The sequence below is a fragment of the Cryptosporangium sp. NPDC048952 genome, from assembly GCF_043197895.1.
Classification (GTDB): domain Bacteria; phylum Actinomycetota; class Actinomycetes; order Mycobacteriales; family Cryptosporangiaceae; genus Cryptosporangium.
The window spans coordinates 1,447,230-1,466,644 of the sequence record NZ_JBICTY010000002.1 but is presented as its reverse complement, the minus strand read 5'-3'; the positions used below and the strand labels follow the sequence as shown (position 1 = coordinate 1,466,644).

Here is a 19,415-nt window from a genome sequence, read left to right as displayed (position 1 = left end):
GGGGGCACCCATGCAGCAGCACGACCGCACCGAGTTCGCTTCGGGGCATCAGTTCCTGGAAGGCCTGCGCTGGCACGACGGCCGACTGTGGGCGAGCGACTTCTTCAGCAGGGAGGTTCTGACGTTCGCGGCGGACGGCAGCGCCACCACGGTGGCCGTCGTCGACGGCGCACCGTCCGGCCTGGGCTTTCTCCCCGACGGCACCCCGCTTGTCGTCTCCCAGGCCGGCGCCACCGTCGAACGGATCGAGTCGGACGGCACCCTCAGCACTTTCGCCGAGTTCGGCACGATCGCCGGCGGCCCCGGTAACGACATGCTCGTGACCCATGAGGGGCACATCTACGTCGGCAACTTCGGTTTCGCGATCGGAGCGGAGGATCCGAAGCCCACGTCCCTCGGACACATCGATCCGCAGGGCACCCTGACCGCAGTCGAGGGCGACGTCCTCTTCCCCAACGGCATGGCGATCACGCCGGACGGCAAGTTGTTGCTCGCCGAGACCTTCCGGCACCGGATCACCAGCTTCGACGTCGGCGCGGACGGAACGCTGTCCAACCAGCAGGTGTGGGCGCAACTCGGGGAGTCCTACAACCCCGACGGCATCGCGCTGGACAGCGACGGGGGGATCTGGTTCGGCAACGCACTCGTCGAGGGTGACGACAGCGGCTTCTACCGGGTCGTCGAAGGCGGCGAGATCACGGACAAGGTCCCGGTTCCCGATGCGCAAGCCATCGCCTGCGCCTTCGGTGGCGACGATCTCGCCACCTTGTACCTGGCCTGCAACGCCACGACCCTCGCCGACTTCGTTCAGGGCAAGTCCAGCGCGACGATCGCCACGGCCTCGGTCGGCCGCGCGGGAGCGCCCGGGTCGGCCGGCGGCTGAGCGCCGAGGGCGAGCGGTCCTCGGCTCTGGCCTACGATACTGGCCTACGATCGCAGAAACCCCACGAGGAGGGCCGCCCGCTTGAGCCCCGCCGCCTCGAGTCTGCCGGCCGCGGAGCCCTCCTCGTCCCGGTCCCGAGAACGGCGCGACGAGATCGCGCGGAACGCCGGCGAACTGTTCGCGGCGCGCGGGTTCCACGCCGTCCGCATGGACGACATCGCCGAGGCGAGCGGCGTCACCGCCCGTGTGCTCTACCGCCACTACTCGAGCAAGCAGGCACTTCTCGCTCACGTCGTGCTCAACGACCAGCAACGGCTCATCGACACGCTCACTCGGCTGACCGCCTCGCCCGCGGAGGAACGGGACCTCGACTCGACGCTGCGGGCCATCGCCGACGCCGCGATCGAGAGCCGTCAGCTGTCTCCCCTGTGGCAGCGCGAAGCCCGCCATCTCGACGCCGACGCGTACGAACGTGTCCGCGACCGCACCCGCTCGATGGCCAAGCAGTTCACCGCGCTGCTCATCGACACCGGCCGGCCGGGTCTCGACGCCGAAACCGCCGAGGTCAGGATTTGGGGTGTCGTCAGCATCCTCACCAGTTCGGGCCTGCACGAACCGGCTCTTCCGCGACCGCACCTCGATCGTGAGCTGGTTGCCTCCAGCCGACGCGTGATCGACCTGCCCGCGGGGCCCGGCGCCCCGGTCGAACGCACTGCGGCAACCGAACGAGCCCCGCTGTCTCGCCGTGACCAGCTCATCGACGCGGCGGCGAAGGCTTTCCGCGAGCGAGGATTCGGCGGGGTCAGCGTCGACGACATCGGGGCGCAGGTCGGATTCGTCGGACCCGCGTTGTACCGGTACCACGACAACAAGGCCGAGATCCTCGTGGCGGCGGTCAACCGCTTCGACGAGTGGACAGCCCTCGAGGCCTATCGCGCCATGCGCGCACCGGGCCCGGACGACGGCGTGCTGGCCGAGCTGGCGCGCGGCTACGTCCGCGTCGCCCTCGAGGCGACCGATCTGCTCGCGGTTTCCCTGACCGAGCGGCCACACCTGCCGGACGCGGTCCGCGATCGATTCGACCGGGTCCAGGCCGATCAGAACGCGGAGTGGGAACGGTGGCTACGGGTGGCGCGGCCTGACGTCGGCGAAGCGGCGGCGGCAGTTCTCGCCCGTGCGGCGAGGACGATCATCCACGACTGCGCGCGGATTCCGCACCTGCGTCGTCACCCCGATCTCGGGCGCGAACTGACGAATGTGGTGCTGGCGAGCCTCGGTATCGCGCGGACCGTACCGCCCGGTCAGTGAGCGGTCCTGCGCGGTCGCCTCAGTCGGTTTCCGGCCCGCAGCAGTAGTCGCAGTCCGGCGCACAGTCGGAGGGTGTGCGGCCTCCTCGCTCGGGGGACGGGGTGGAAAGCTGCGCCGGCCGTGGAACGCGTGAACCGGACGAGGTGGTTCGGGGCATCGAAACGAGCGTGGACGTGGACATCAGAGCCTCCCAGGGCTTCGGACGCATGTACGACAGGACGGTGCCGTCAGAGGTGCTGGGGATCGGGATCGATCCGGCCTCGGGCATACCGGCGCCGGTCGGCCGGTATCGCGCGCAACGAGGACGTCGCCGGGGGTCAACCCGACGCTCTGGTGATTGACGTTACGCCTCGCGGTCGAGTGAGTCGAATGCTTAACCGCGTGGGTTGCGCCGGGGCGTCGGCGTGGCGCCGCGGTGACCGCGGTGCGTGTCGTCGAACCGGTGAATGGTCTCGAGTTCTTCAGCTCCGCGGCCGGAACGAAACATGTGAAGCCGGATTTCGAGGCGGCGTGCGCGGTTGGCGGGGAAGGTGTGTTGCTGCTCGGCTCCGGTTCGGCCGCCGGTCGGACGCGGGCGTCGCTGGTGACGCCGTCCGGTGCGTTCACCGTCGCCGACCTGGCCCCCGTGTATCGCGTGGTGGCTGACGCGCTCGGTGTCGGCGACGGTCAGCTCAACCTGGAGGGCGCGGGGCTGGCCGTCACTGACGCGGTGGCTCTCGCCGACGGCCGCGTGGTCGTGAGCGCTGCAGCTGCGACATCGGACGGGGTCCGGCTGTGGGCTGTCGTTGACGCGGACGATCCGGAGACGCCCTCGATTCGGTTGGCGCTCCGCGTGCTCTGGTGAGGCTGATTACTCACAGAGGTGGTTCGGTGGGGTCGACGCGTAGCTGCGAGGTGGTACGGGTGAGGGTCAGCACGCGGGAGACGATGCGCGAGGGCCGGTGGACGACCAGGTCGGTGCCGGCCGCGGTGAGGCCCGCCAGGAGACCGGCGGCGGAGGCGCTGAAGAAGCCCACGGAGTGCAGATCGAGGTGGATCGTGGGGCGTTGCCCCACCGTGGTGACTTCGGTGACGGTGGCGGTCAGCCGGTCGCGGAACCAGACGATGCTCAGCGCGTCGATCTCCCCGAGGAGCTGCAGGACGGCGCGGTGCGTCCCCGCGTCCACACGGGTGTAGGCAGCGAGCAGAAGGTCCCCGTTCGCGGCGTGTATCTCGTCGTAGGAATGCCCCAGCGGCAAGCGGATGCCTTCCGGGGGCGTGGGCACGTCGAGGTGGTGGTTGGTCATCGCGGGCGACTCTGTTTCCCGGGCATCCGTAGGCGGCGACAGTGAGACGGCAATACCCACTCTCGCCCGACTCCGACGCAGGGAACCCGCACTGTCTGGTGGGAACGAGTGTTGACCGGGGCGGACCCGCAGATTGAATGGTGTTCGACGGTGAGAGGTGGTCGAGGTCAGGGCATGACGAAGGCATGCCCCCGCTGACCGCCGCATCGTTGCCTGCCTCCCATGCCCCGCTGCGACGTTGGGTGCTGAGCGACGAGGCCGAACTCCAGCAGCTGCGGCGAGGTGTCTATTCCGCCGTGACCGGCAGGGAGTTGCCGGCCGACACCGGGTTGGACGACGTTCCGGAGAAGATGATGCTGGTCGCCTCCGAGTTGGCCACCAACGCGCTACGGCACGGCTTGCCGCCGACCATCGTGACGCTGTTCCGCACCGCCGAGTCGTACGTGCTGGACGTCGCCGACCACGCTCCGCAACTCGTTCCCGAATACGCCGAGAGGCGCCCGCCCGGCGCCGGTGGTCTAGGGCTCAAACTGGCCCGCGATCTAGCCGCGGACCTCGGTTGGTATGTCGACGACGCCGGCGCCGGACCGGTCAAACACGTCTGGGCGCAGTTCCCCGCCGTGTGATTGCGCCGCCGCGAGTACCGAGGTTCAGGCTCCGGCAGCGGCCTCCGGGTGTCTCCCGCATCAGCGTTCCTGACCGGTTCGGCCCTCGTCGTGGACGGCGGGTGCACGATCGTCTGACGACAGGGTCACCGCGCCGGTCATGATCGCCACCGCTTCGGCCATCGTGTGCGAGCCGGGTGTGATCACTCCCGCGCGCCGGCCCAGCCGCTGGATGTGGATGCGGTCGGCGACTTCGAATACGTGGGGCATGTTGTGGCTGATCAGGATCGTCGGAAGGCCGCGGGAGCGGACCTCCTCGATCATCCGCAGCACCTGCCCGGACTCGCGGACCCCCAGCGCGGCGGTCGGTTCGTCCAGGACGAGGACCTTGCTGCCGAACGCGGCGGCCCGCGCCACGGACACCGCCTGCCGCTGACCGCCGGAGAGCGTCTCCACCGGCTGCGCCATGTTCTGGAGCGTCCCGATGCCGAGGTCGCCCAGCGCCGTGGCAGCCTCGTCGCGCATGCCCTTCTTGTCGAGCATGCGGAACACGCTGCCGAGCACGCCCGGCCGGCGGCGTTCCCGGCCGAGGAAGAGGTTGCTCGCGATGTCGAGGGCCGGCGCGACGGCGAGGGTCTGGTAGACGGTCTCGATACCGGCCGCGCGAGCGTCCAGCGGGCCGCGGAACTGCACCGCCTGCCCATCGACGCGAATCTCGCCGGCATCGGGAACGAGCGCGCCGGTCAGACATTTGATCAGCGTCGACTTGCCCGCACCGTTGTCGCCGATGATCGCCAGGATCTCGCCCGGGTAGAGATCGAGGTCGACGCCGTCCAGACCGACGACGCGTCCGAATGTCTTCACCAGCCCGCGGGCGGACAGAACCGGTTCCGGGCTCATACCTTCACCTTCCGGATCCATTGGTCGACCGCCACGGCCGTGATCACCAGCAGGCCGACGGCGAGTACACGCCACTGGTCATCGACACCGGCCAGCGACAGGCCACTGCGGAAGGCGCCGACGATCAGCGCGCCGAGCAGCGTGCCCAGCAGCGCCCCGCGTCCGCCGAACAGGCTGGTGCCGCCGATGACGACGGCAGTGATGCTTTCCAGGTTCGCGTCCACGATCGCGTTGGGGCTCGCCGCCCCGGCCCGGCCGATCAGGATCCAGGCGGTCAGGCCGTAGATCGCCCCGGCGACGAGGTAGACGCTGAGCAGGACCCGGTTGACGCGGATGCCGGCGAGGTGCGCGGCTTCCTTGTCGTCACCGACGGCGTACACGTGTCGGCCCCAGGCGGTGTTGGCCAGCGCGAAGCCGACGCCGAGGTACAGCAGCAGGACGATGACGACGCCCCAGGTGATGCGCCAGCGCCCGACTCCGAACGACTCGCCGGTCCAGTTCAGCAGCGCGGGAATGTCGCCGGCCTGGACGCTCTGCCCGCTGGTGTAGAGCAGCCCGATCGCGGTGAAGACGCTGAGCGTCCCCAGCGTGACGATGAACGGCGGCAACGCGATCCTTGTCACCAGCACGCCGTTGACCAGCCCGGCCACCACCCCGAGCCCGATCGCGACCAGTACGGCCACGATGCCGGGGATGCCGTTGCCCTCCGCGAGCTTGGCGCCGACCATCATCGCGAGGATCGTCACGGCGCCGACCGACAGGTCGATGCCTGCCGTGAGGATGATCAGCGTCTGCCCGACCGCGAGCGCCCCGATGACCGCGACCTGCTGCAGGAGCAGGGACAGCGACGCGGGCTGGGCGAAGCGGGGGTTGAGCGCCGAGAACACCGCGAACGCGAGGACGAGGACGACGAGCGGGCTGACGGCGGGGTGCGCGTGCAGGAGTTGCTGGACGCGCTGGAGCGGTGACCGGCGGCGGAGCGCGAACTGCTCCGCCGCCGTCTGGACCGTTGCCGTCACGACTTACCCCAGCAGAGTTCCGCGCCCTTGGTGCTGTCGATGCTCTCGACGCCGGTCGCCGTCTTGTCCGTGACGAGCGCCACCCCGGTGTCGAAGAAGTCCTTGCCGTCGGTGACCGCCGGCTTCTTCCCGCCGGTGGCCAGCTCCTTGATCGCCTTGACCCCGAGCTCGGCCATCTTGACCGGGTACTGCTGCGAGGTGGCGGCGATCACGCCGTCCTTGACCTGCTGCACCCCATCGCACCCGCCGTCGATCGACACGATCAGGGCGTCCTTGACGCCCGCGGCCTCCAGGGCCTTGTGCGCGCCGACGGCGGCCGGCTCGTTGATCGTGTAGACGACGTTGATCGCCGGATTTTTCGCCAGGCACCGTTCCATCGCGGTCCGGCCGCCGTCCTCGGCGCCGGTCGTCGGTTCGTTGCACACGATCTGATAGGCGCCACCGGAATAGCTGCCGGCCTTGGCTTCGTCGCCGTTCTTCTTCTTGTCACCGGTCGGGATGCCCATGCCGGTCAGGAAGCCCTGATCGCGGTTGTAGTCCACCGAGACGATCTTGTCGTTGAACAGGTCGAGCATCGCGATCGCGGCGGGCTTACCCGCCAGCTGCGAGGCGGTCCATTTGCCGATCAGTTCGCCGGCCTGGAAATTATCGGTGGCGAACGTGATGTCGACGGTGTCCGGCGGATCGGGGGGAGTGTCCAGCGCGATCACGTACAGCCCGGCGTCCCGGGCTTTCTTGATCGCCGGATTGACGCCGGGACCGTTCGTCGTGATCAGGATGCCTTTGTCGCCCCGTGCGATGGCGTCCTCGATGGCCTGTACCTGAGTCTGTTCGTCGCCGTCCTCCTTGCCGGCAGCCAGCGTGAGCTCGACGCCCTCGGTCTTCGCCGTATCCTTGGCGCCCTGCTGCATCGTGACGAAGAACGGGTTCGTCGAATTCTTCGTGATCAGCGAGACCGACACCGAATCGCCGTCGCCGCCGCTGTCTCCGCAACCGGCGGCAGCCACGGCGATTGCGACCGCCGTGAGTACACCAAAAGCACGTCGGTACATTGTCTGCCCTTTCGCCTGACAACGTTGTCGGCGAGTGTCGACTTACTGAATCGGTGGAGTCAAGACGCAGGTCCGGATTGGATCGAGCGGCTGTCCACAGTGTTGACAACGATGTCGGCCTGGGTCATATTCGGCGGCCATGGAGCCTGCCCCGCCCCACCGCAAAGCGACGCTGCGGGACGTGGCACGGCTCGCCGCCGTCAGCCCGAAAACCGTCTCCCGCGTGGTCAACCACGAGCCGGGCGTCACCGCCGCGAAGATCGCTGCGGTGACCGTGGCGATCGAGAAGCTCGGCTACCGCCCCAACGTCACGGCCAGCGCACTTCGTCGCGCCGACGGCCGCACCGCGACCATCGGCGTCGTGCTCGAAGACGTGGCGAACCCGTTCTCCGCTGCGCTGCACCGGGCGATGGAAGACGTCGCCCGCATACGCGGTGTCTCGATTCTGACCGGCAGCGTCGACGAGGATCCGGAGCGGGAACGGGCGTTGATCCGGGCGTTCGTCGGCCGTCAGGTGGATGGCCTGGTGATCGCTCCGGCCAGCGACAACCAGGCCTACCTGGCCACCGAGCTCCTCCGCGGTACGCCGGTGATCTTCGTCGACCGCCCGCCGGTCGGCGTGCGGGCCGACGCGGTGCTGATCGACAACCGCGTCGGCGCGCGGCAGGCGGTGCGGCACCTGGTCGAAGCCGACCACCGTGCGATCGCCTACCTCGGCGACCTGCGATCGATCGCCACGGCGCAGGACCGTCTGCAGGGTTACCGGGACGCGCTCGCCGACGCGGGCATCCGCCTCCGTTCGGACCACGTGGTCGAGGACCTGCACTCCGCGGGCGCTGCGGAACAGGCGGTCCACCGGCTGTTCGCCTCCGCAACGCCACCGACCGCGCTTTTCACCGCGCAGAATCTGGTAACGATCGGCGCCATCCGCGCGCTACGGACGCTAGGCCGCCAACGGTCGGTCGCGCTCATCGGATTCGACGACTTTCCCTTGGCTGACCTGCTCGAACCAGGGGTCACGGTGGTCGCGCAGGATCCGTCGGCGATGGGGGAGCTCGCCGCGTCGCTGATCTTCCGCCGGCTCGACGGCGACTTCTGGGAGCCCGCGGTTCACACCATTCCGACCCGGCTGGTCGCGCGCGGTTCCGGCGAGATCCGTCCGAGCGTCCGGCCGTAACTCGCGCGGGTGCCGGTCGGTGTCCCGCCCGTCGGCGGCAGAGCAGCCGTCGTCAGACAGAGGCGCGAACGCGGCGTACCACGTGGGTTCCGGCGGCCTTGTCGTGCAGGCACTGCCCGTGGGGCCGGTCCCACAGCGACCACAGCGTGTTGACCAGCCCCAGAATTGGCACGAGGACGCTGAAGACGAAAAAGGCTTCACGGCCCAGCGCGCGCCCGAACCCGACCGGACCGCCGCTGACCGAAACGACCCGCAGACCCAGGAGCCACTTGCCGAGTGTCATCCCGCGGTAAAGGACGAGTGAAACCACGGAATACAGAACCGCAGTCAGGGGCACCCAAAGGCTGACGATCCACGCGGGAACCGCACCGGCCGCGGCCTCCAGGTCGTCGATCAGCCGACTCGGCACATCGGTCAGCATGAAGAGCGAATACCACAGTGCCGCATCGATGAGTTGGAGCCTGACGGGGTATCGAGATCCTTTATGGGGTCACCCGTCGAGTCGGTCGCGTGGTCGAGGCACGTCGACGTGGGTGACGAGGTTGATGCCGCCGTCGACGTGGATCACCTCACCGGTGACGAAGGGGACCTTGACCAGCGCCAGGACCATCGCTGCGACGTCGGAGGGTTGCCCGAGCCGGCCCAGCGGCGTCACTGCCCTCGTGCGCGCCGCCCGCGTGGCGAGGCTGTCCGAGGTCAGTCGGGTCTCGACCGGCCCGGGGGCGATCGCGTTCACCCGGATGTCCGGCCCCACGGCCTTGGCCAGCAGCCTCGTCAGGTGGTCGAGTGCGGCCTTGCTGACGGAGTAGGGGATCGAGCTGCCGAGGGGGCGCGAGCCGCCCACCGAGGTGATGTTGACGATCAGACCGCCAGGCTCCATGACCTTCACGGCGGCGACGGAGACCTGCCACGTCCCGACCACGTTGACCCCGAGGATCCGGTGCCAGTCGTCACCGGTGATCGCATCGAGGTCGGTGTGGGGGACGGGTCGCGACACCCCGGCGTTGTTCACCAGCAGGTCGAGCCGGCCGTGCCGCTCCATGGTCGTCGCGACCAGGCGCACGGCGTCGGCGGGATCGGCGATGTCGGCTCGGACGTAGCTCGCCCCCGGGAGCTCGGCCGCGAGCCGCTCACCGGCGTCGACCGACGTCGTTGAGGTCACCACGACGGTGAAGCCGTCGGCCGCGAGCGCGCGGGCGATCCCTTCTCCGATGCCGGAACTCGAGCCCGTCACGATGGCGACGCGTGTCACGGCTCAGATCTCGCTGGCGGTGTCGGTGGGGGTGGTGGTCCAGAAGACCAGCCGCTTGCCGACCTGCACGACGACCGCGTGCAGCGCGATGCCGATGGCCGACAGCACGACGATCACCGCGAAGGTCCTGGCCACGTCCAGGGTGAAGTTGGTCGCCTGGATCAGGTAGCCCAGGCCTTCGGAGCTGCCCACGAACTCCGCGACGACGGCGCCGGTCACGGACAGGATGACGGCGACCTCCAGCCCCGCGAAGATGTGCGGGAGCGCCGACGGGATCTGCAGGTGTCGCATGACCTGCATGCGGGACGCGCCGAACGACCGGAGCATCTCGACCTGCTCGTAGGCGGCGGACCGGAATCCCAGCACGGCGTTGATGAGGAGGGGAAAGAACGCGATCAGGGCCACGGTCAGCACCTTCGAGCTGATGCCGACGCCGAACCAGACGATCAGCAGCGGGGCCATGGCGACCTTCGGGATGGTCTGGGTCAGGATGAGCAGCGGGAAGAGCACGCGCTCCACCGGCCGGAACTGGGTGATGAGTACCGCGGAGACCAGTGCCGAGCCGACCGCGATGCCGAACCCGATCAGGATCTCCTTGAGGGTGACGACCGAGTGGGTGATCAGGCTGCCGTCCCGGAAGCCGTCGACCAGGGAGTCGGCGACGGCCGTGGGCGCCGGGACGAGGATGTTCGAGACGTCGAACACCTTCACGACGACCTGCCAGACGACCAACAGCCCGACGAACACGAGCACGCTGTAGGTGATCTCCGGGACGCGGCGGCGGCGACGGACCGGGGTGTCCGAGGTCGTGGGCGCTTCCAAAACGTGCGTGGACATCAGATCTCCTAGTGGGCGCTGTGCTCGGAGTCGAGCAGCTTGCGAATCTTCAGGACGATCTCGCCGAACTCTGGCGTGTTGATGTTCTCGAGCCGTCGCGGTCGGGGGAGCGGGACGTCGACGACGTCCGCCAACCGGCCGGGGCGCGGTGTCATGACCACGACGCGGTCGGCGAGGAGCACCGCCTCGGGGATGCTGTGGGTCACGAACAGCACGGTCTTGCGGTCTTGATCCCAGATCTCCAGCAGGTCCAGTCCCATCTGGTCGCGGGTCATCGCGTCGAGGGCGCCGAACGGCTCGTCCATGAGCAGGATGCGCGGGTCGTGCATCAGGGCTCGGCCGATCCCGACCCGCTGCTGCATCCCGCCGGACAGCTCGTTGGGGTACCGGTCGCCGAACTCCTCCAGGCCGAGCATCACCAGCAGCTCGTCGGCCTTCGCGTGGGTCGCGGCGTCCCGGGCGTGGTGGAGGTCCGGCGACGTCAGCAGGTTCTTGCGCACGGTGCGCCAGGGCAGCAGCAGCGGCTGCTGGAAGACCATCCCGAGCTGGTTGCGGTGGGTGTCCTCCGACGGGGAGAAGGTGACCTGTCCGGAGGTCTGACGGGACAGGCCCATGATGATCCGCAGCAGCGTGCTCTTGCCGCAGCCGCTGGGGCCGACGATGGAGATGAACTCACCGGCTCGGACGCGCAGGGAGACGTCGTCGAGAGCCTGGACGGTGCCGCCGGACTTCGTCGGGTAGAGCATGGACAGCGAATCCAGGCGGATCACGTCGTCGGTGCTGGTAAGCATTTCCGTCACTCCTCACCGGTCGTTTCGGGCCACGTGCCGCCCATCTCCTTGGTCAGTCGCTTGCAGGCGGCCTTCAACGCCGTGGCCTCCCGGGAGTCCAGCGCCGCCGGCAGCATCCGCTCGGTGCCGACGGCCGCGATCGTGGCGCAGATCCCGGACGCCGCGAACACCGGCGCCGCGAGGATGCAGATGCCGCGGTGGTTGACGTCGCTGCTCATGGCGTCCTGTCGGATCGCCTCGATACGAGCGCGGGTCTCGGTGCGCTGGGGTTCGGGGAGGCTGCCGGTGAGTCGGTCGGCGTGGAACTGGTCGGGGAGGAAGGCCAGGAAGACCTTGGCCTGTGAGGAGTTCAGGGCGAGCTGCGAGCCGACGCGCACCGTCACCAGCGTCGGATGGTCGGCTTCCTCCACCAGCGAGACCACCGGGCCGGAGGCGCCCCACAGCGACAGCACGGTGCTGACCTTGATCTCGAGCGCGAGCTCGCGCAGGTAGGCCGGTGCCATCTGCATGATGCGCTGCTGTCCCAGCATGAAGCTGCCCAGCTGCAGGATCGACCGACCGGGACGGACGAGTGCGGAGTCGTCCACGCGCTCGAGCAGGCCGGAGCTGATCATCGAGCTGAAGTAGCGGTGCACGGTGGTCCGCTTCAGACCGAGCCGGCGGGTGGCCTCCGCGACGGAGAGCTCCGGAGTCTCCGGACCGAACAGTCCGAGGATCTGTGCGGTTCGGCTCACCGCCTGGATGTCCTGCTTGTCGGCCTGGTCCTCCGTCATTGGCTTTACCCATTCGTTGAGCGTCCACAAAGCGCGCTTGTCGTTCGCAGTACGGACGGAGACTAGGCGCGTTCTACGACTCGGGCAAGACTTGCCTGGGGATTCGCAATCACGATCCACTCTTGACAGACCGGATGACGAACTCCGAGTCTGTGATGCGAACGCCTGGAGGCCATATGACTGCCACACCCGCGATCATCAAGCTCCTGAACGGTTGCGTTGACCTGCACTGCCATTCCGGCCCGAACCCGTTCCCCCGACGCATCGACCATGCCGAGGCCGGAAAGGACGGTGAGCGGCTCGGCATGCGGGGCGTGCTGGTGAAGTCCCACCATCACAACACCGTCATGGACCTGCTCTCGATGAAGGACCGGCTGGCGACGATCAGCACCCCGGTCTTCGGCGGCATCACCCTGAACAGCATGGTCGGCGGCATCAATCCGCAGGCGGTGGCCATGTCACTGCGCATGGGGGGCAGGGCCGTGTGGTTCCCGACGTTCTCGGCCGGCCGGCACATCGACTGCCATCCGGAGGGCGTGGGCTTCCCCACGGCGAGCGTCGAGGTGCCGTCCTCCCGGGTCGACGTCCACCAGGCGAACGGCGAGCTCATCCCGCAGGTCCACGAGGTGCTCGACCTGGTGAAGGAAACCGGCGCGATGGTGACCGGCGGTCACATGGAGACCGAGTCGATCACCCAGCTGTTCGCCGCGGCCAAGGACAAGGGCATCACCCGGATGCTGCTCAACCATCCCGACTACGTCATCGGCGCGGACGAGGCGAAATGCCGTGAGCTCGTCGGCTATGGCGCGTTCATCGAGCACGAGACCGGCTTCTACGACCCCGAGGGCACCAAGAAATGGGACCCGAAGGTCCTCCTGGACTGGATCGGGAAGATCGGCCCGGAGCACACAGTGATCGCCTCCGACCTCGGTCAGAGGGACCGCCCGCTGCCGGTGGACTCGTACATCCGCGTCGCGACCGCGCTGCTGGACCTCGGCCTGGACGAGAGGTCGCTGCGGCAGATCTTCTGCGACAACCCGGCGTTCCTGCTCGGTCTGGAGGACAGGCGATGACCCCCGACGTGGAATTCTCCGACCTCGGTACCGGCGATCCCGACGAGACGACCCCGGGCGGATCGTCGACGTGGTACTTCCGCGGACACAACTTCGTCCTCGCCCACACGACGCTGGTCGCCGGCGACGTCCTGGAGCGGGATGACCAGCCGGACGAGTACGTCGTGATCCTCCCCTACGAGGAGTGCAGCGTCGAGGTTCGAGCGTCGAGGGAGGTCGCGGCGGTCTCCGGCAAAGCGGTGGTGATGGTCCCGCCGGGCAGCAGTGCGCTCGTCGGCGTCGAAAGCTGCACTGTCGTTCGGCTTTTCAGCTCGCGGTCCACCGACCTGCTGGACAAGGCGCGCAACCGGGGCTCGTACGCGGAGCCGCACCCGAACACCCGCGCGTTCGAGCCATGGCCGGACCCGCCGGAGGGACATCGCATCCGGCCCTACCGACTGGCCGATCTGACGGTGACGCAGGACGCCGTCCGCCCGGGCCAGATCGTGCGGTGCAGCACCTTCATGGTCAACTTCCTGGCGCCCAGGATCGGACCGCGTGATCCGGACAGCCTCTCGCCGCACGACCACGACGACTTCGAGCAGTGCTCGCTCGCCGTGGAGGGGGAGTACGTCCACCACCTGCGGACCCCGTGGTCGAAGCGGCGCAGCGAGTGGCGCGAGGACCAGCACCTGCGGTGCGGCAGTCCGTCGGTGGCCGTGATCCCGCCGCCCATGATCCACACCAGCGAGGCCGTGGGCCCGGAGACCAACCAGCTGATCGACATCTTCTGTCCGCCGCGTCTGGACTTCTCCCGGACGCCCGGCCGAGTGCTCAACGAAGACACCTACCCGCTTCCCAGCCAGTAAAGAGAAGGGTCCCTCGTGAAGACCAGACGAGCAATGAAGCTTGCGGTCGCCGTCTTGTGTGCAGCCGCGACGCTGAGCGCGTGCGGATCGGACGACTCGGCCGATGCCGGCGATCTGACGCCTGTGCGCTTCGCGATGGCGTCCCCGAGCTGGAACGCAGGCTTCGCGGTCATGGCCGTCGTGGAAGCCGAAGGCTTCTACGGGGAGGAGGGTCTGAAGGTCACGACCAACCTGTTCCCGTCGGCCACCCAGGCAGCGCAGCAGGTCGCCGGCGGCGGGGCCGACCTCGGCCTCATGACGGTCGAGCCCGTCGCCATCGGGCACGACAAGGATCTGAACCTGGCGTACTTCGACTCCTACTGGCCGAAGTGGATCTACAGCCTGCAGGTGCCGGACGGTTCGGACGTGAAGAGCATCGCCGACCTGAAGGGCAAGAAGATCGGCGTCACCGCCGTCGCGAGCTCCGGCGCGACGTTCGCCCGCACCGCGATGAAGCTCAACGGAATGAACGAGAAGGACGCCAGCCTGGTACCGATCGGTGCCGGCGCCCAGCAGATCAACGCCATCAAGAGTGGCCAGGTCGATGCGTTGGCGCTCTGGGACATCCAGTACCAGGCCGTCAAGAACGCCGGCGTCACTCTGACTCCGCTTCCGGTCGCGGAGACCGCGGACGCGTGGGGCGGCGGCTTCGCGACGACGCGGAAGAACCTCGAGGCCAAGAAGGACGTCTACGAACGGTTCGGTCGTGCGGTGGCGAAGGCGTTCGTCTTCTCCCAGGCCAATCCCGAGGCCGCGATCCGCGACCTGTGGAAGCTCCACCCGGAGACCCGCGGATCCGACCCGGAGAAGAAGGCGCTGGCTGACGCGATCAAGGTTCTCCAGGTCCGCCTGGACGGACAGGGCTTCGGCGACAAGAGCCTGGGCCGGATCGACGAGGCTGCGTTCACTCGTTCGCTCGACTTCCTGGCCTCGGCCGGACTGATCAAGAAGTTCCCGGCGAAGGACGTCTACACCGACGAGATGTTCACGGCGATCAACGACTTCTCCTACGACGACGTCGTCAAAAAAGCAGAGAAATGAGCAGCTCCTACGTCTACGCGTCGGCCCGGACCCCGTTCGGCCGGTTCGGCGGAGCCCTGGCCGACACGAGGACCGACGATCTGGCCGCGACAGCGTTAACGGGACTTCTCGAGCGCTTGCCGGGTCTGGATCCCGGCCTGGTCGACGACGTGCTCTGGGGCAACGCCAACGGCGCCGGCGAGGACAACCGCAACGTCGGCCGGATGGCGGTCCTGCTGGCGGGCATGCCCGTCTCGGTGACCGCCACCACCGTGAACCGGCTCTGCGGCTCGTCGCTGGACGCCGCCATGATGGCTTCCCGCATGATCGAGGTCGACGACGCGGAGATCGCGATCGCCGGCGGCGTGGAGTCGATGACACGGGCGCCGTGGGTCCTGCCGAAGCCGTCGCGTCGGTTCCCGGCAGGCGACGTGACCGCCGTCTCCACGACGCTGGGCTGGCGTCTGGTGAACGAGCGGATGCCCGCGGAGTGGACGGTCTCGCTGGGCGAGTGCAACGAGCAGCTGCAGGAGAAGTTCTCGATCTCACGCGAGCGGCAGGACGAGTTCGGCGCTCGCTCGCACCGCCTCGCGGCGGAGGCGTGGGAGAAGGGGTTCTACGACGACCTCGTGGTGCCGGTCGCCGGTTTGGGCCGGGACGAGAGCATCCGGGAAGGTACCTCGCTGGAGGCGCTGGCGGGGCTCAAGCCGGCGTTCCGGCCCGACGGGACGATCACCGCCGGCAACTGCTCACCGTTGAACGACGGCGCGAGCGCGGTGCTGCTGGGCTCGGAGCGCGCGGCCGCGACCATCGGCCGGGACCCGGTCGCGCGGATCGCCGGTCGCGGCTGGGCGGCATTGTCGCCGCAGCAGTTCGGCTACGCCCCGGTCGATGCCGCCGACGACGCACTCCAGCGGGCGGGCATCACCTGGGAGGACGTCGGCGCCGTCGAGCTGAACGAGGCGTTCGCCGTCCAGTCGATCGCTTGTGTCGACGCCTGGCTCGAGCTCGGGCTGCGGGACGCCGAGGTCGTCAACGCCAAAGGCGGGGCGATCGCCATCGGGCACCCACTGGGTGCCTCGGGCGGCCGCATTCTCGGGACCCTCGCGGCGCGGCTCGTGGAGTCCGGTGACCGATGGGGCGTGGCAGCCATCTGCATCGGCGTGGGTCAAGGTTTGGCGGTCGTGCTCGAGAACGTCGTCGCATGACTCTGCTCTGTGCCTCTGCCGACGAGGCGGTCAGCGGCATCACCGACGGCTCGACGGTGCTCGTCGGCGGCTTCGGCACGGCCGGCATGCCGTTCCATCTGATCGACGCGTTGATCCGGCAGGGAGCGCGGGACCTCACCGTCGTGTCGAACAACGCGGGCAACGCGGACACCGGACTCGCGGCGCTGCTCGCGGCCGGGCAGGTGCGCAAGATCGTGTGCTCGTTTCCCCGGCAGACGGACTCCTGGATCTTCGACGAGCTGTACCGCAACGGGAAGATCGAGCTCGAGGTCGCGCCGCAGGGGAACCTGGCCGAGCGCATGCGCGCCGCCGGAGCCGGGATCGGCGGGTTCTACACCCGCACCGGAGTCGGGACGCTCCTCGCGCAGGGAAAGGAGACCCGCGAGATCGACGGCCGGACGTACGTCCTCGAGTGGCCCCTCGCCGCCGACGTCGCGCTCATCAGCGCCCACACCGCGGACACCCTCGGGAACCTCGTCTACCGCAAGACGGCACGCAACTTCGCTCCGGTCATGGCGACGGCCGCGACGACCACCGTCGTGCAGGTGCAGCACGTCGTCGAGCCGGGCGGGCTGGATCCGGAGGCCGTGGTGACTCCGGGCATCTACGTCGATCGAATCGTGCGGGTGACGTCATGAGTCCGCTCGGACGGGACGAGATGGCCCGGGTGGTCGCGCGCGACATTCCCCGCGGGGCGTACGTCAACCTCGGCATCGGTCAGCCGACGACCGTCGGCGACCACCTCCCGCCGGAGTCGGGAGTCATCCTCCACACCGAGAACGGCATGCTCGGCATGGGACCCGCAGCGACGGGCGACGCGATCGATCCCGACCTGATCAATGCCGGCAAGTCCCCGGTGACCGAGCTGCCCGGCGCCTCGTACTTCCACCACGCCGACTCGTTCGCCATGATGCGGGGCGGCCACCTCGACCTGTGCGTCCTCGGCGCCTACCAGGTCTCGGCAGCGGGGGATCTCGCCAACTGGCACACCGGCGAGCCCGACGCGATCCCGGCGGTCGGTGGGGCGATGGACCTCGCCGTGGGTGCCAAGCAGGTCTACGTACTGATGTCGTTGTTCACCAGGACCGGTGAGTCGAAGCTCGTTCGGGAGTGCACCTATCCGCTCACCGCGCTGCGGTGCGTGGACCGGGTCTACACCGACGTCGCCACCTTCGAGATCACCGGCGGGGAGCGGGTCCTCGTCCGCGAGACGTGGGGGATCTCGTTCTCCGAGCTGTGCTCACGCGTCGACGTCCCATTGGAGCGACATGTCCACTGAGCGGTTCTACATCGGGGGTAGGTGGGTCGACCCGGCCGCGCCGCGGACCCTGGGCGTCCTCGACCCCGCGACCGAGAAGACGTTCGCGACGATCAGCCTCGGGACACCCGAGGACGTCGACCGCGCAGTGTCGGCGGCGCGGGCGGCCTTCCCGGTGTACTCCCAGGTCAGCGTGGAGCAACGGCTGGAGTACCTCGAGCGGATCAGCTCCGGCTTCCGGGCCCGGCTGCCCGAGATTGCCCGGACGATGACGCGGGAGATGGGGTCACCGATCACGTTCTCGACGGAACGCCAAGCCACGGTGGCGCTGTTCCACTTCGAGGAGGCGGCCCGCGTGCTCGCGGACTACCGCTTCGAGGAGGAGATGGCGGCCGGAATCGTGCGGCGCGAGCCGATCGGCGTCTGCGGCCTCATCACGCCGTGGAACTGGCCGTTGAACCAGGTCGCGTCGAAGGTGGCCCCAGCGCTGGCCACGGGATGCACGGTGGTCCTCAAGCCGAGCGAGATCGCGCCGCTGTCCGCCATGGTGCTCGCCGAGGTCATCCACGACGCCGGGGTACCGCCGGGCGTGTTCAACCTCGTCAACGGTGACGGTCCGACGGTCGGTGAGGCCATCGCGGCGCACGCGGGAGTCGACATGGTCTCGCTCACCGGCTCGACCGGGGCCGGCATCAGGGTCTCCCAGCTCGCGGCCGACACGGTGAAGCGCGTCGCACTCGAACTCGGTGGCAAGTCGGCGAACATCGTCCTGCCCGACGCGGACCTGGAGACCGCGGTCGTCGCCGGGGTGCACTCGTGCTTCACCAACGCCGGTCAGAACTGTCAGTCGCCCACGCGGATGCTGGTGCACCGCTCGCAGCGCGACGAGGTGTACGCCGCCGCGCGACGGGCGGTCGGGGAGGTCCGTCTGGGGGACCCGCTCGATCCGTCGACCACGATGGGGCCCGTGGTCAGCCAGGCTCAGTGGGAGAAGGTCACCGCGCTCGTGCAGTCCGGGATCGACGAGGGCGCGACGCTCGTGGTCGGCGGCCCGGAGCGCCCCGACGGGCTGGACGGCGGGTTCTACGTCCGTCCGACCGTGTTCGGCGACGTCACACCGCAGATGCGGATCGCCCGCGAGGAGATCTTCGGCCCCGTGCTCTCGATCCTGCTCTACGACACCGAGGACGAGGCCGTCGAGATCGCGAACGACACGCCGTTCGGGCTGGCGGGCTTCGTGCAATCAAAGGATCCCGACCGTGCCCGCCGGGTCGCCAACCGGATCCGTGCGGGTCGCGTCTACCTGAACGGCGCTCCGTTCGACCGCAGCCTGCCGTTCGGCGGCTACAAGCAGTCGGGGAACGGACGGGAGTTCGGGCGGTTCGGGTTCGAGGAGTACCTCGAGGTCAAGGCGGTGATCGGGTGGTGAACGCCGATTTCTTGAACCGGGAGGAGCTCTTCGACCTGGTGCGGCGGGAACGCTTCGCCCGCGACCAGCGGCTCTTCGACGTGATGCGCGACTGCTTCCACGACGACGCCTACGTCCGCACCACGTGGTACGAGGGACGCGGCGGCGACGCCTACGTCGAGGCGACGAAGGCGTGGATGGCGCGGACCGGGAACAGCAAGCACTGGGTCTTCCCCGCCTACGCACGGGTCCAGGGCGACCGGGCCACCGTCGAGAGCCCGGCGAAGATCTTCAACCGGACCACTGTGGAGGGGGTGGAGGTCGACTTCCATGCCTACTGCCGGTTCTTCTCGCGTGCCGTTCGGGTCGGGGGACGGTGGAAGCTGATGAGCTTCGAGGTGCTGCTGGAGCGCGACGAGCTGCGGCCCGTCTACGCGGGTGCTGTGCTCCCGGTGGACGGGGGCCGGCTCGCCGGCCTTCGGCGGTCGTACCGGTTCCTCACCTGGATCCAGTCGACCCGGGGCGTGACGGTGAGTCAGGACCTGCTCGGTGACGACCGGCCGGCCGAGCTCGACGCGTTCCACCGGGGCGAGACCGCGTGGCTCGCCGGTACGGTTGGGGTACCGGTGATTCCCCGCGCGTAGCCGCTCAAGGCTT

The 19,415-nt window shown here is 68.8% G+C and carries 22 protein-coding genes; 13 read left to right on the top strand and 9 right to left on the bottom strand.

Translation table 11 applies throughout. From position 1 onward, the window contains the following. Positions 1 to 10 precede the first annotated feature (10 nt). From ACGFY5_RS15105 to ACGFY5_RS15095, 3 genes are all read left to right on the top strand, one after another. On the top strand, positions 11 to 883 hold the full coding sequence (locus ACGFY5_RS15105) for an SMP-30/gluconolactonase/LRE family protein (RefSeq protein WP_392720209.1): 873 nt from the start codon (positions 11 to 13) through the stop codon (positions 881 to 883). An 81-nt stretch (positions 884 to 964) separates the two neighbouring features. Next, positions 965 to 2,191: a TetR/AcrR family transcriptional regulator gene (locus ACGFY5_RS15100; protein ID WP_392720208.1), complete on the top strand. Its 1,227-nt coding sequence runs from the start codon at positions 965 to 967 to the stop codon at positions 2,189 to 2,191. Positions 2,192 to 2,606: 415 nt separating this feature from the next. After that, a complete protein-coding gene (locus ACGFY5_RS15095) occupies positions 2,607 to 3,035 on the top strand; it encodes a DUF6910 family protein (protein WP_392720207.1) in 429 nt (142 codons plus the stop codon). A gap of 10 nt (positions 3,036 to 3,045) precedes the next feature. On the opposite strand, the gene ACGFY5_RS15090 is transcribed toward ACGFY5_RS15095, so the two are convergent. Further along, on the bottom strand, positions 3,046 to 3,477 hold the full coding sequence (locus tag ACGFY5_RS15090) for a hypothetical protein (RefSeq protein WP_392720206.1): 432 nt from the start codon (positions 3,475 to 3,477) through the stop codon (positions 3,046 to 3,048). Positions 3,478 to 3,662: 185 nt separating this feature from the next. Here ACGFY5_RS15090 and ACGFY5_RS15085 point away from each other — a divergent pair, with 185 nt between their 5' ends. Next, entirely contained in the window at positions 3,663 to 4,103 is a 441-nt protein-coding gene (locus tag ACGFY5_RS15085) for an ATP-binding protein (RefSeq protein ID WP_392720205.1), read from the top strand. Positions 4,104 to 4,163: 60 nt separating this feature from the next. On the opposite strand, the gene ACGFY5_RS15080 is transcribed toward ACGFY5_RS15085, so the two are convergent. The 3 genes from ACGFY5_RS15080 to ACGFY5_RS15070 are packed head-to-tail and all read right to left on the bottom strand — an operon-like array spanning position 4,164 to position 7,053. Continuing rightward, positions 4,164 to 4,982 (bottom strand): ATP-binding cassette domain-containing protein, encoded by an 819-nt coding sequence (locus ACGFY5_RS15080; RefSeq protein WP_392720204.1) that lies wholly within the window; start codon positions 4,980 to 4,982, stop codon positions 4,164 to 4,166. After that, positions 4,979 to 6,001: an ABC transporter permease gene (locus tag ACGFY5_RS15075; RefSeq protein ID WP_392720203.1), complete on the bottom strand. Its 1,023-nt coding sequence runs from the start codon at positions 5,999 to 6,001 to the stop codon at positions 4,979 to 4,981. The genes ACGFY5_RS15080 and ACGFY5_RS15075 overlap by 4 nt, the downstream gene beginning before the upstream one ends. Further along, positions 5,998 to 7,053, bottom strand: a complete 1,056-nt coding sequence (locus ACGFY5_RS15070; RefSeq protein WP_392720202.1) for a substrate-binding domain-containing protein — start codon at positions 7,051 to 7,053, stop codon at positions 5,998 to 6,000. The genes ACGFY5_RS15075 and ACGFY5_RS15070 overlap by 4 nt, the downstream gene beginning before the upstream one ends. A 139-nt stretch (positions 7,054 to 7,192) precedes the next feature. Between ACGFY5_RS15070 and ACGFY5_RS15065 the strand changes: the two genes are divergently transcribed. Further along, complete coding sequence (locus tag ACGFY5_RS15065) at positions 7,193 to 8,230, top strand: LacI family DNA-binding transcriptional regulator (protein ID WP_392720201.1); 1,038 nt, start codon at positions 7,193 to 7,195, stop codon at positions 8,228 to 8,230. 52 nt (positions 8,231 to 8,282) lie between these two features. Here ACGFY5_RS15065 and ACGFY5_RS15060 read toward each other — a convergent pair whose 3' ends face one another. Genes ACGFY5_RS15060 through ACGFY5_RS15040 form a run of 5 tightly spaced genes read right to left on the bottom strand, consistent with a single transcriptional unit; the run spans position 8,283 to position 11,883 of the window. Next, positions 8,283 to 8,669, bottom strand: a complete 387-nt coding sequence (locus tag ACGFY5_RS15060; RefSeq protein ID WP_392720517.1) for an RDD family protein — start codon at positions 8,667 to 8,669, stop codon at positions 8,283 to 8,285. A 51-nt stretch (positions 8,670 to 8,720) separates the two neighbouring features. Beyond that, the gene (locus tag ACGFY5_RS15055; RefSeq protein WP_392720200.1) at positions 8,721 to 9,482 is read right to left on the bottom strand and encodes an SDR family NAD(P)-dependent oxidoreductase; all 762 of its coding nucleotides are present in this window, start codon (positions 9,480 to 9,482) and stop codon (positions 8,721 to 8,723) included. Positions 9,483 to 9,485: 3 nt separating this feature from the next. Then, positions 9,486 to 10,319: an ABC transporter permease gene (locus ACGFY5_RS15050; RefSeq protein ID WP_392720198.1), complete on the bottom strand. Its 834-nt coding sequence runs from the start codon at positions 10,317 to 10,319 to the stop codon at positions 9,486 to 9,488. Positions 10,320 to 10,327: 8 nt separating this feature from the next. Beyond that, positions 10,328 to 11,110 (bottom strand): ABC transporter ATP-binding protein, encoded by a 783-nt coding sequence (locus tag ACGFY5_RS15045; RefSeq protein ID WP_392720197.1) that lies wholly within the window; start codon positions 11,108 to 11,110, stop codon positions 10,328 to 10,330. Positions 11,111 to 11,115: 5 nt separating this feature from the next. Further along, positions 11,116 to 11,883 carry an IclR family transcriptional regulator gene (locus ACGFY5_RS15040; protein ID WP_392720196.1) on the bottom strand — a complete coding sequence of 256 codons (768 nt, stop codon included), beginning with the start codon at positions 11,881 to 11,883 and terminating at the stop codon, positions 11,116 to 11,118. A gap of 176 nt (positions 11,884 to 12,059) precedes the next feature. Here ACGFY5_RS15040 and ACGFY5_RS15035 point away from each other — a divergent pair, with 176 nt between their 5' ends. Genes ACGFY5_RS15035 through ACGFY5_RS15000 form a run of 8 tightly spaced genes read left to right on the top strand, consistent with a single transcriptional unit; the run spans position 12,060 to position 19,402 of the window. Continuing rightward, positions 12,060 to 12,956, top strand: a complete 897-nt coding sequence (locus ACGFY5_RS15035) for a DUF6282 family protein (RefSeq protein ID WP_392720195.1) — start codon at positions 12,060 to 12,062, stop codon at positions 12,954 to 12,956. Beyond that, positions 12,953 to 13,804 carry a hypothetical protein gene (locus ACGFY5_RS15030; protein WP_392720194.1) on the top strand — a complete coding sequence of 284 codons (852 nt, stop codon included), beginning with the start codon at positions 12,953 to 12,955 and terminating at the stop codon, positions 13,802 to 13,804. The genes ACGFY5_RS15035 and ACGFY5_RS15030 overlap by 4 nt, the downstream gene beginning before the upstream one ends. A gap of 33 nt (positions 13,805 to 13,837) precedes the next feature. Continuing rightward, entirely contained in the window at positions 13,838 to 14,884 is a 1,047-nt protein-coding gene (locus ACGFY5_RS15025) for an ABC transporter substrate-binding protein (protein WP_392720193.1), read from the top strand. Then, positions 14,881 to 16,071, top strand: a complete 1,191-nt coding sequence (locus ACGFY5_RS15020; protein WP_392720192.1) for a thiolase family protein — start codon at positions 14,881 to 14,883, stop codon at positions 16,069 to 16,071. The genes ACGFY5_RS15025 and ACGFY5_RS15020 overlap by 4 nt, the downstream gene beginning before the upstream one ends. Then, a complete protein-coding gene (locus tag ACGFY5_RS15015; protein ID WP_392720190.1) occupies positions 16,068 to 16,730 on the top strand; it encodes a 3-oxoacid CoA-transferase subunit A in 663 nt (220 codons plus the stop codon). Before ACGFY5_RS15020 ends, ACGFY5_RS15015 begins: the two co-directional genes overlap by 4 nt. Next, positions 16,727 to 17,371, top strand: a complete 645-nt coding sequence (locus ACGFY5_RS15010; protein ID WP_392720188.1) for a 3-oxoacid CoA-transferase subunit B — start codon at positions 16,727 to 16,729, stop codon at positions 17,369 to 17,371. The genes ACGFY5_RS15015 and ACGFY5_RS15010 overlap by 4 nt, the downstream gene beginning before the upstream one ends. After that, on the top strand, positions 17,361 to 18,779 hold the full coding sequence (locus ACGFY5_RS15005) for an aldehyde dehydrogenase family protein (protein WP_392720187.1): 1,419 nt from the start codon (positions 17,361 to 17,363) through the stop codon (positions 18,777 to 18,779). Before ACGFY5_RS15010 ends, ACGFY5_RS15005 begins: the two co-directional genes overlap by 11 nt. Then, positions 18,773 to 19,402, top strand: coding sequence for a nuclear transport factor 2 family protein (locus ACGFY5_RS15000; protein WP_392720185.1), 630 nt, complete (start codon positions 18,773 to 18,775; stop codon positions 19,400 to 19,402). The genes ACGFY5_RS15005 and ACGFY5_RS15000 overlap by 7 nt, the downstream gene beginning before the upstream one ends. The last annotated feature ends 13 nt before the right edge of the window (positions 19,403 to 19,415 follow it).